The organism is Dactylosporangium sp. NPDC005555 (assembly GCF_040605635.1).
GTDB lineage: Bacteria > Actinomycetota > Actinomycetes > Mycobacteriales > Micromonosporaceae > Dactylosporangium.
Genome location: NZ_JBEXDG010000009.1, coordinates 199,238 through 210,874 on the forward strand (window position 1 = coordinate 199,238; position 11,637 = coordinate 210,874).

Here is an 11,637-nt window from a genome sequence, read left to right on the forward strand (position 1 = left end):
GCGACGTGACCGCAGGTCGGCAGGATCGGTTGTGCACCGACGAAGAGCTCCGGGAGCTGTCCACGTCGCCCCGGGACCGCGTGCTCGCCGCATCGAGGTCCACTGTGGACGACCTCCGGGGGCACCTCGCGATCCTCGAACGGGAGCACCGGGGCCAGCGCGAGCGCTACCTCGACTGGGTCGCCACCATCCTCGACACCGCCGCCGAATGGCACGGCCGGGACGGCCTGCGCCTGCTGACCACCCGTACGCTGGCCTTCTTCGCCGCCTACCCGGGCGTCGACCCGGTCCGCGACGAGGTGCCGGCGCCGATGGCCGACGACGTCGCGGCGGCCGTCGCCCGCGGCGACACCGGCGGCGCGCTCGCGCTCTTCGACGACCGGGAGGCCGCCTGGCGTTGCGTCATCGACGTGCTGCGCGACTGGCTGTCCGCGCTGCTGTCGCAGGTGCACGCCAGTTACGGCCCGGACGAGCTGGAGGCGTTCCACCGCCGCCGCGGCGAGGACGCCCTGCGTGGCCTCATGCGCGACATCGACCGGCCCGCCGCCGAACGCCTGGTGAACCTCGTGCACCTGCTGCAGGGCCACTTCACCGACCTCACGGTCAGCGAGGACGACGAGAAGTTCACGATCGTGCAGGACCCCTGCGGCACCTGCGCCCGCCAGGTCACCGACGGCCGTTTCACCGCCGGGCTCGGGCTCGCCGTCGTCACCGACCCGCACCCGGTCACCTGGGGCGGCCGGCCGACCACCATCTACCGCACCCACGTGCCGATCTGGCACGTCGACATGGCCCGCGAGCGCCTCGGCGCGCCGTGGCCGGTGAACCTCTGCCCGGCCGGTCTCGACCCCGGCACCTGCACGATCCTGCTCTACAAGGATCCGCGCGACCCGTCCGCCGTGACCCGGCTGCCCACGGCCGCCGACGCGTCCGCCATCCCCGCAACGAAGGGCTCAGGAACTCCATGACCGACGTGGTGACAACGCCGCCGGCCGGGCGGCAGCCCACCGGGTACCAGCTGACGGACCGCTACGACGCCGACGACGGCACCGTCGTGCTCACCGGCACCCAGGCGATCACCCGGATCCTGCTGGACCGGCACCGGCTCGACCGGGCCGCCGGGCTGCGCACCGGCGGGCTCGCGTCCGGGTACCCCGGATCGCCCCTCGGCGGACTGGACCTCACCCTGCACCGGGCCGCCGCGACCCTGGCCGCCGAGGACGTCCGGCACGTGCCCGGCGTCAACGAGGAGCTCGCCGCCGCCGTCGTGTTCGGCACCCAGCAGCCGTCCCCCGGCGGGTTCCGCGACGGGCTGCAGGGCGTGTTCGGCCTCTGGTACGGCAAGGCCCCGGGCGTGGACCGGTGCGGCGACGCGTTCAAACACGCCAACCAGTTCGGCGTGAACCCGCTCGGCGGGGTCCTCGCGGTGGCCGGCGACGACCCGGCGGCCAAGTCCTCGTCGCTGCCGAACCAGAGCGAGACCGCCTTCTACGACGCCCTGATGCCCGTGCTGGTGCCCGGCTCCGTCCAGGAACTGCTCGACTTCGGCGTGACCGGCCTGGAACTGTCGCGGTACTGCGGCTGCTGGGTCGGGCTGAAGGTGGTCACCAGTGTCGCCGACTCGGTCGGCTCGGTGCGCCTGGACCCCGGCCGGCTGTCGCTGCGGCACCCGGCACTGGAGATCGACGGCGAACCCTGGCAGCACCGGCAGCGCATCCAGCTGGTCCCCACCATCCTCGTCGACCGGGAGCGGGACCTGCTCGAACGCCGGCACGTCGCGGCCGTCGCGTTCGCCGCCGCCAACAACCTCAACGTCATCGACGGCGCGCAGGACGGCGCCCGGACCGGCATCGTCGCGGCCGGCAAGACCTACTACGACGTCCGGCAGGCCCTCAGCGACCTCGGCCTGGACGACGACGGCCTGCGCGAGCAGGGTGTGCGGCTGCTGAAACTCGGCATGATCTACCCGCTGGACCGCGCCGTGGTGGAGCGGTTCGCCGACGGCCTGCAGCACATCGTGGTGGTGGAGGAGAAACGCGACTTCATCGAGTCCGCCGTGCGCAACGCGCTGTACCCCACCCCGCACCGGCCGACCGTGGTGGGCAAACGCGACCGCGCCGGCCGGCTGCTCGTGCCGGCCCACGGCGAGCTCGGCCCCGACCAGCTCAAGCCGATCCTGCGGCGCGAGCTCGGCCTGCCCGAGCCCGCCCCGGCCCGCCCCGCGGCGAAGGGCCCGGTCCTGCTGCCGCTGCTGGGCCGAGCACCGGCCTACTGCAGCGGCTGCCCGCACAACCGGTCCACCGTCCTGCCCGACGGCGCGGTCGTCGGCGGCGGCGTCGGCTGCCACGGCATGTCCTACTTCGACCCCCGCATCGCCGGCAACGAGAAACTGCCGGTGGTCCCGATGGGCTCCGAGGGGGTGCCGTGGATCGGCATGGCCCCGTTCTCGCAGACCGGGCACATCTTCCAGAACCTCGGCGACGGCACCTACTCGCACTCCGGCCTGCTCGCGGTCCGCGCCTGCGTCGCCGCCGGCGTGAACATCACCTTCAAGATCCTGTTCAACGGCTACGTCGCGATGACCGGCGGCCAGCAGATCGCCGGCGGCATGTCGGTGCCCGCGCTGACCCGGGAACTCGCCGCCGAGGGGGTCAGCCGGATCATCGTGTGCGCCGAGGACACCGGCCGGTACCGCGGCGTGCGCGACCTCGCCGACGGCGTCACCGTGCTGCCACGCGAGGAGATCCTCGCCGCGCAGGAACGCCTCAGTACGGTCGAGGGCGTCACCGTGCTCATCTACGACCAGGTCTGCGCGGCCGAGGCCCGGCGGCTGCGCCGCTCCGGCAAGCTGCCCACCCCCGACCGCCGGGTGGTCATCAACGAGCTGGTCTGCGAAGGCTGCGGTGACTGCGGGGTGAAGAGCAACTGCCTGTCCGTCCAGCCGGTCGACACCGAACTCGGCCGCAAGACACAGATCCACCAGACCTCGTGCAACTCCGACTTCAGCTGCCTGGACGGCGACTGCCCGTCGTTCGTCACGGTCCGCACCGTCCCGGCCACCCGCCCACGGCTGCTGCCCCAGCCGCGGCCCCGCACCGCGGGCGAGGTGCCGGCCGAACCGGCGGCGAAAGCGGCGCTCGGCGACCGCGCCTACGGCGTCTACCTGGTCGGCATCGGCGGCACCGGCGTGGTCACGGTGAACCAGATCCTGGCCACCGCGGCGCTGCTCGACGGACGGTACACCGCCGGCCTCGACCAGACCGGGATGAGCCAGAAAGCCGGAGCCGTAGTGTCGCACCTGCAGATCAGCGCCACCCCGGTCGACGACCGCACCGCCGCGGTCAGCGCCGGCCAGGCCGACCTCTACCTGGTGTTCGACCTGCTCAGCGGGGCGGCACTGCAGCACCTGGCGCGCACCGACCCGCAGCGCACGGTGTCGGTCGTCGCGTCCTCGGTCACCCCGACCGCAGCCGTCGTCACCAACATCGCGACCACCCTGCCGCCGACCGGCGAGCTGCTGAACCGCATCCGGGACGCGGCCGGCCGCACCACCGCCGTCGACGCGGCCCAGCTCAGCCGCACCCTGTTCGGCGACGAGACCACCGCCAACATCCTGCTGCTCGGCGTGGCGTACCAGACCGGCGCGGTGCCCCTCGCCGCCGCGTCGATCGAGGAGGCGATCCGCCTCAACGGCGTCGCCGTCGAGCAGAACATCGAGGCGTTCCGGGCTGGCCGACGGCACGTGCTCGCCCCGGTCACCCTCGACGAACCCGCCGCAGCCACCCGGCTGGGCGCCGCCGGCCTCGACCCGACCCCCGGCGCGCTGTCGGCCGCCCGGCGGCTCCTCGACGCGGCCGAGCTCCCGGCCGCGGTGCGCGAGGTCGCCGAACCACGCGCCGCCGAACTGGCCGACTACCAGAACGCCCGGCTGGCCGGCCGCTACGTCGACGCGGTCCGGCAGGTCGTGGCCGCCGAGGCCGGCCGGTCCGGCACGGACACGGTGTCCGTGGAGTTCGCCCGGTACCTGTACAAACTGCTGGCCTACAAGGACGAGTACGAGGTCGCCCGGCTGCACCTGAAGGTCGACATCGGGGCGCAGGCCGCACCCGACGGCACCCGGGCACAGGTGCGCTACCACATCCACCCGCCGTTCCTGCGGGCACTCGGACTGCGGCACAAGCTCGCGCTGGGCGCCTGGATCCGGCCCGCGTTCGCGGTGCTGCGGGCGATGCGGTCGGTACGCGGCACCGCGCTCGACCCGTTCGGCCTGGCCGAGGTCCGCCGGGTGGAACGCACCCTGCCGCAGGAGTACACCACCGCGGTGCTCGCCGCGCTCGACGCCGACGACCTCGACCGCTGCCTGGCGGTGGCGCGGGCACCGGATCTGGTCCGCGGATATGAGACCATCAAGCTCGCCAATGTGACCCGGTTCCGGGCGGTCCTGGCGCGACCCTCCCAGGTGGACGGATGAAAGAGGCGAAGATCATGACGGACCCCGCCCCCGGCCGGGCCGTACAGCAGCGCGAAGGCGGCACGAAAGGCCCGCTGCTCCCGCGGCGCCGGGTCGGTGAGCGTCTCGCCGACGAGCTGCGCGACCGGATCCTGCGCGGCGACCTCACCACGGAGAACGGGCTGCTGAAGCAGGACGACCTGTTCGAGGAGTTCCGCGTCAGCATGCCGTCGGTCCGTGAGGCCATGCGCACCCTGGAGACCGAGGGCCTCATCACCATCCGCCGCGGCAACCGCGGCGGCGCCGAGGTGCACCCGCCCCAGCTCGAACGGGCCGGCTACGTCTTCGGCCTGGTCCTGCAGTCCCGCGACGTCAGCGTGCAGGACCTCGGCCTGGCCGTGCGCCGCCTCGACCCGGTCTGCGCCGAGATGTGCGCGACCAGACCGGACCGCCTGGAGACGGTCGTGCCCGCCCTCCACGAGATCCAGCACCGCACCGAGGAGAGCATCGGTGACTTCGCCAGGTTCGTGGCCTGCATGAAGGAGTTCCACGAGGCCCTGGTACGTAACTGCGGCAACCAGACCTTCGAGCTGCTGGCCGGCATGCTGGAAGGACTCTGGTACGCCCACGAGGAGGAATGGGCCGCCCGCACGGTGATCGAGGGCGGCATCCCCGGCGACGCCGCCACCCGCCGCAGCCTCAACAGCCACGCCGAGCTGATCCAGGCCATCGAACAGGGCGACGGCCCAGGCGCCGCCATCCTGGCCCGCCGCCACCAGGAGGACACCCAACCCCAGGCCAACCTCGGCGGCGAACCCTCAGTGGTGGTCAACGCCCAGTTGATCCGCCCGCCGGACTACTGACCCCGTCGTTCTCCCGATCAGCGCCCGCCCGCGTCGTCGCCCCGGTCGCGGACCTCGCCATCCTGCCGCCGCTGTCGCTCGGCCGACCAGCCGTGCGTGCGGTCAGCCTGCTGACCGCCGTCCTGGCCGCCGGTCTGGCTGCCGCGTGCCACCCGTCCAGTTACACCGAAACTTGACAGTCCCGGAGCCTGCCCGGTGGCGTACTCCCAGAACGCATTAGGCCAGTTTCCCGTGGTCAGGGCCGGTCGTCGGCAGTGTCCGCTGCCTGGTGTACCCCTTGACGTTCCTGTCATGTCACCCGGCGTTCGCATGCCACACCTACGTTTTCGGCGCACGCGATACGGCGCACGCGATACACAGAAGGAGCACCGTCATGGCCGAGCTGTTTGCCGCGATCGCGATCGAGGTGGTCAGCGCCCTGCTGATTTCGCTCATCGTCGCCACGTTCCGTCACCTCATGAACCGTCCCGCCTGAGCAAGCCGCAACCCCGGGTCGGTGGATTGATTCCGCACCGTCCGGGTAGGTGCCTTTTTCCGGAAACGACTCCGGTGGAGGTGCCTACCCATGACGGTCACAGCAACGGGCTCACAAGCCCGTCCGAAGAAGCGCGCCACCGGCTCGCGTGCCACCGGCTCGCGCGCTGCCGGGCCATCAACGACGCAGTCTCGGCGCCGCAGCCCGGCGAAGAAGGCCACCCCGACGACGGCAGTCGAGCGACCGACGAAGGCGAAGAGACTCCCGACCGCCAGCACCACCGCACAGCCCAAGGGCGAGTCGGAGCTGGTGACCTGGCAGGAAGTTCCGATGCCGCACGTCAAGGTGCCGGTTGTCCACGTGGCCGGACCGGCCGCACGGTCGGTCCTCACGAACGTCCAGTGGACGGCACGGACTGTCGCGTCCGCCGTACCGCAGCCGAAGCAACTGCTGTACTACGGCGGCGTCGGCGTGCTGGCAACGATCGGCGTACTGGAATGGCCCGTCGCCCTCGCGGCCGCGGCCGGTGTCTGGGTGGCGACCCACAGCCTCGGTCGCGCCGAACCGCAAGACCCGCTGGAGCGTAAGACGCGGGCCACGACCCGTCCCGCTGCTGCCGCACGGTGACGGCCACGGGCCGGCCGTTCGGCGGCAGGAGGAAGGCGTGGGCCCGGGACGGCCTCGCCCACGTCGAGGTACGTGGCGCCCGAAAACATCTGATCAGCGCAGAGCACGGAAAGCTGCTGGAGAAAGCGCTCGAAACGCTGGGCGGCGTTGACTGGGCTGCATGGAACGCCGCCCTCGGCCGACTGCTGATCAGCTACGACGAGGACGCACTCGGGCTCGACGACCTCGTCGAATCGGTTGCGGCCGCCGAATCCGACCTCATCCCCGCCGATCGGGCGGCCGGACCGCCACACCTCGACGCGGAGACCCGTCATCTGGTGACGCTCGCCGTCGACCTGCTCGGCGCAGCCGGCGCGTTCGTGGCGCAGGGCCTGCGGATACCCGCGGCGCCGCGTGAGCTGGTCGCCATCATCGCGATGGTCGACCACCTGCCGGGGCTGCGCGCCTGGCTGCACCGGCATGTCGGCCGCAACTGGGCCGATCTGGCTGTCTCCGCGGCGAGCGCGGGGATCGACGCCGCCGGCCAGGCGAGGCTGTCCGCGCTCGCGGACGCCGTCATGCGGGTCGTGCTGCTGCGGGAGGCATCCGCGCAGCGGGACACGTGGCAGCGCAGGGCGGCCGAGCTGCCACGGGAGGTCGGCGCGAGCCGTGCCGACAGCCTCGACGGCGCACGGCCGGTGGAGCTGCCTGACGGACCGATCGAGCGCTACGCCAAGCGGATCAGCACACTGACGCTGCTCGCCTCCGGCGCGGTCGCGCTGCTCCCCGGCGGCGTCCGGCGCGCGGCCAGGGTGCTCGCGGCCGGTTCGCCGGTCCCCGCGCAGGCAGGTCGGGAGGCGTACGCAGGTGAGTTGGGCAGGCTCCTCGCCCGCCGGGACGTGCTCGTCCGCGATCCAGGCGTGCTGCGCCAGCTGGACCGGGTCGACACGGTGGTGATCGATGCCCGGGCGCTGACCGGGGGCCGGCACGTCATCACGCACGTGGTGCCCATCAACGGCACGGCGGAGGACGCTTGGGAGGCCGCGAGCCGCCTCGTCGACGGGCACCGCGGCACGTTGCCGACGGACGAAGACGCCGACGGCTGGGCACTCGTCGCCCCGCAGCGTCTCGGCACCGCGATCCCGGAGGCTGTCCTGGACGACATACGCACCTCGGACGGCACAAGGGGGAAGGTGTACGCGCTGACCCGCAACCGACAGCCCGAGGCGGTCGTCCTGGCCGAGCCGGCGCTGGATCCGTTGACCACCGCCGTGATCGCGGCCGCTCGCCAGGTCGGGCAGGTGCTGCTCGCCGGAGCGTCGGCCGAGATCCGTCGCCGGGTGCCGGCGGACGGCACCGTGCCGGGAGGCTCACGGCTGGCCGAGTCGATCCGCGCGTTACAGCGGGACGGCCGCGTCGTCGTGCTCATCGGCGAGCGCAACGACACCGCACTCGCTTCGGCGGACTGTGGCTTCGGCGTGCTGCAGGCGGATCGTCGACCTCCGTGGGGCGCCCACCTGATGGGCGGGCCCGGACTGGAGACGGCCTGGCTGCTGCTCGAGGCGGCGACGGTGGCCAAGGCGGTGAGCAGGCGCAGCACCCTGGTGGCGTCGCAGGGTTCGGCAGCCGGCGCGCTGCTGGGAAACGCCGACCTGGCCCCGCAGGGCGCGCGCCGCGGAACGCTTGCCACCAGTGTCGCGCTGACCGCCAATGTCCTCGGCGCGGTGTGGTCGGCGCGCGGCCTGGGCCGCCGTGCGGTGCCGGTGCCCGCGGTCGACGTCGCCTGGCACGCGCTCCCCGTCCAGGAGATCACGCGAATCCTGGCCACGTCTCCGGACGGCATCAGCGAGGAGGCCGCCGAACAGCGCCGGCGCGCCGAGGCCCCGGCAGGTGAGACGACGCCGGCGGCGCGGGGCCTGTTCGAGACCGTCGTGGCCGAGCTGGACACGCCCTTGACGCTACCGCTCGCCGCCGGTGCGGGTGTCTCCGCCATGATCGGTGCGAAGAGCGACGCGGTGCTGGTCGTCGCCGTCATCCTGGCCAACGCGCTGCTGTCGGGCGTCCAGGACGTGGCCGCCCGGCGGGCCCTGAGCCGGCTGGTGAGTGCGGCGACGCCGCGGGTCCGGTTGCGCCGGGCCGGCGTCGACCGGGTCGGCAGCATCGACGAACTCGTGCCGGGCGACGTCATTCGCCTGGAGCCGGGGGATGCGGTGCCGGCAGACTGCCGTCTGATCGGCACCTCCGGCCTCGAGATGGACGAGTCCTCACTGACCGGCGAGTCCGTGCCGGTCGCCAAGAGCGTTGCCGCCACCCGTGCCACCGCCGTCGCCGAGCACAGCTGCATGGCGTACGCAGGGACGACGGTCGCCGCCGGGTCGGCCACGTGCATCGTCGTGGCGACGGGTGAGAAGACTGAGGCCGGTCGCAGCGCGCGGATCGCGCTGCAGGAACCGCCGAAGAGCGGCGTGCAGCAGCGGCTGCGGGAGCTGACCAAGGCGTCGCTGCCGGCGGCGGGTGCCGCCGCGGTGGCGCTGCTCGCCACCGGTCTGCTACGGGGGCGGCTGGCCGAGTCGATCAGCAGCTCGGTCGCGCTCGCCCTCGCCGCGATCCCCGAGGGACTGCCGTTCATCGCCACCGCAGCCGAACTGAGCGCCAGCCGCCGGCTGTCCGAACGCAACATCCTCGTCCGCGATCCCCGATCGATGGAAGCGCTCGGCCGGGTCGACGTGATCTGTTTCGACAAGACCGGCACGCTGACCGAGGGGCGCATCGCGTTGCGCACCCTCTCCGACGGCCGTGTGCAGGTGCCGACCGAGCGGCTCACCCCCCGGCACCGGCTGGTCCTCGCCGCCGCGCTGCGCGCGAGCCCGGCGCCCAGCGGGCAGGAAACGTTGCCGCACCCCACCGACCAGGCGGTCGTGGTTGGTGCCGCGGCCGCGGGCGTCCGCACCGACGAGAGGGCCAAGGATTGGCGGCCCGTCCGCGAGCTGCCCTTCGAGCCGGTACGCGGGTTTCATGCTGTCCTCGGCACGGCCCGCAACGGCCAGGTGATCAGCGTCAAAGGCGCGCCGGAGATCACGCTGCCGCGCTGCGTGACCTGGCGCCGCGACAGAACCGCCCGGCCGATCACGCCGGCCGACCGGCAGGAGATCGAGGCGGAGGCCGACCGGATGGCCCGGCAGGGGCTGCGGGTGCTCGCGATCGCGGAGCGGGCAGCGTCGGCACGGCGCCGCCTCGACGACGAACGCGTCGACAACCTGGAATTCCTCGGCCTCCTCGGGCTGGCCGACCCGACCCGCGCCACCGCCGCCGAGGCGATCGACCGGCTGCGGCGCGCCGGCATCAAGGTGATCATGCTGACCGGCGATCATCCCAGCACGGCGGCGGCGATCGCCGCCGAGCTCGACCTGCTCGACGGCGGAACAGTGGTGACCGGGCCGGACCTCGACGGCGCTGACGACGCGACCGTCGACGCGCTGGTGGCCAAGGCCTCGGTCTTCGCGCGCGTCAGCCCAGGGCACAAGGTCGCGGTGGTCCGCGCGTTGCGGCGCGCCGGGTTGGCCGTCGCGGTCACCGGCGACGGCGCCAACGACGCGCCCGCCATCCGGCTCGCGGACGCCGGTATCGCGCTGGGCGGGCAGGCCACGGACGCCGCCCGTCAGTCTGCGGACATGATCGTGATGGACGGTCGCATCGAGACGATCGCCGACGGGGTGGTCGAGGGCCGCGCCATGTGGGCGTCGGTGCGTGAGGCGCTCGCCCTGCTCCTCGGCGGGAACCTGGGCGAGATCCTGTTCACCGTCGGCGGTTCCCTGGTCTCCACGACACCACCGCTGAACGCGCGGCAGATCCTGTTCGTCAACCTCATGACCGACCTGCTGCCCGCGATCACGGTCGCCGCGCGGCCGCCGAAGCACGTCACCGCGGACCAGCTCATCCGCGAAGGACCGGAGGCATCACTCGGCGCGGCGCTGGCCGCCGACGTCGCCCGCCGCGCCGTCGCGACCTCGGCGGCCACGGCGGCGGCCTGGTTGACGGCCAAAGCCACCGGGACGACCGTGCGAGCCAGCACCGTGGCACTCGCCTCCCTCGTCGGCGCGCAGCTGGGCCAGACCGCGCTGCTCTCCGGCGGGGACCCGGTCGTCCTCGGCGCCGCAGGCGCCTCCGCGGCGGCGCTCGTCGGCGTCGTGCAGACCCCCGGCCTGAGCCAGTTCTTCGGCTGCCGCCCGCTGGGGCCCGTCGCCTGGGCCATCGTCCTGGCGGCGACAGCCGCCGGCACGACGATGGGGGCGCTGCGACTGCCACGCCGGTCACCGGAACGCACGCCTCCGAAACCAGGCCCGCACGGTCCCGACGGTGTTGAAACGGTGGCATGACTCGATTCCGACTTCGTAGTGACATATCTGTAGGAGGCCATCAGCCAGGTCCGCCGTCGCTGTCTTGCCGCTGAGCGACATACAATTTCTGCTGGGGGAGCGGTGGCCTGGGAGGGCGGCTGAGGATGGCGCTTACAGGCGTTTTGGTGTTCATGGCCCTATTGTTCGTCTGCGCCGTGACGACGCTGTGTATCGCGTCGCGGCTGGCTCACCCGGACGATCGACCGATTTGGCATCTGCACAGACATCTGCATTGGTGGCAGCGGCTCAGGCGGCAGTAACGGGCTCCAGTCCTCTCCTCCCGCACGGTCCAGTGCAGCGCGGCAGGCGGCGTCAAGCACGTCACGTTCGTCCAGCCGGTCCAGCGCCGGCTCACGCAACGCACCGAGCCGTTCCGCGCTGTACAGGTGCCCAAGGCCACCTTCGCCGAGCCCGTAGTCAACGTCCCGTCGCCGGCGATACGGGCCTGCAACCGCCTGATGGTGATGTCGATGCCGCCTCGGATTCCTTTGGCTCGCCGCTCGGGCGGGCGCATACTTTGAAGTGTTCTTCATGAGACACCTCGTTCGGTGAGGCGTCTCCACGGACACAGGCCACTGATCCCGCCGGTCGAGAGACCCTCCGGATCAGGACACCTCTCCCCGGGCTAAGGGGAAAGGCCAGGTGGCTGCGCAGGCAGGACCTTTCGGAGGTCTCGCGCTACGCCGTGGAGTGCCAAAGCTCTGACGAGTGGGGGTGTCGTCGGCACACGGTGCCAGACCTCCCGTTGCGATCGTTCGGCACTCGCGCGTGCCCTGGCCGGAGGGAGGCGACCCCAGATGGAACCCAGGAGTTCCGGCCGATCCAGGCCCAGCGTCCGTCTGTGCC

The 11,637-nt window shown here is 72.5% G+C and carries 5 protein-coding genes and 1 riboswitch; all 5 genes read left to right on the plus strand.

The features are described 5' to 3' along the window. The first annotated feature begins 5 nt into the window (after window positions 1-5). The 5 genes from ABZS58_RS13360 (at window position 6) to ABZS58_RS13380 (ending at window position 10,770) form a co-directional block, all read left to right on the plus strand. Complete coding sequence (locus tag ABZS58_RS13360; RefSeq protein WP_354780918.1) at window positions 6-968, plus strand: hypothetical protein; 963 nt, start codon at window positions 6-8, stop codon at window positions 966-968. Next, entirely contained in the window at window positions 965-4,471 is a 3,507-nt protein-coding gene (locus ABZS58_RS13365; protein ID WP_354780920.1) for an indolepyruvate ferredoxin oxidoreductase family protein, read from the plus strand. The genes ABZS58_RS13360 and ABZS58_RS13365 overlap by 4 nt, the downstream gene beginning before the upstream one ends. Further along, window positions 4,468-5,313: an FCD domain-containing protein gene (locus ABZS58_RS13370; protein ID WP_354780922.1), complete on the plus strand. Its 846-nt coding sequence runs from the start codon at window positions 4,468-4,470 to the stop codon at window positions 5,311-5,313. The genes ABZS58_RS13365 and ABZS58_RS13370 overlap by 4 nt, the downstream gene beginning before the upstream one ends. Before the next feature lie 805 nt (window positions 5,314-6,118). Further along, window positions 6,119-6,415 (plus strand): hypothetical protein, encoded by a 297-nt coding sequence (locus ABZS58_RS13375; RefSeq protein WP_354780924.1) that lies wholly within the window; start codon window positions 6,119-6,121, stop codon window positions 6,413-6,415. Continuing rightward, window positions 6,412-10,770: an HAD-IC family P-type ATPase gene (locus ABZS58_RS13380; RefSeq protein ID WP_354780926.1), complete on the plus strand. Its 4,359-nt coding sequence runs from the start codon at window positions 6,412-6,414 to the stop codon at window positions 10,768-10,770. Before ABZS58_RS13375 ends, ABZS58_RS13380 begins: the two co-directional genes overlap by 4 nt. A 554-nt stretch (window positions 10,771-11,324) precedes the next feature. Next, a riboswitch (M-box (ykoK) riboswitch) is annotated at window positions 11,325-11,512 on the plus strand. The last annotated feature ends 125 nt before the right edge of the window (window positions 11,513-11,637 follow it).

Coding starts and splice junctions, on each gene's coding strand:
- ABZS58_RS13365 (WP_354780920.1), top strand. CDS start 965: ATGACCGACGTGGTGACAACGCCGCCGGCCGGGCGGCAGCCCACCGGG.
- ABZS58_RS13370 (WP_354780922.1), top strand. CDS start 4,468: ATGAAAGAGGCGAAGATCATGACGGACCCCGCCCCCGGCCGGGCCGTA.
- ABZS58_RS13375 (WP_354780924.1), top strand. CDS start 6,119: ATGCCGCACGTCAAGGTGCCGGTTGTCCACGTGGCCGGACCGGCCGCA.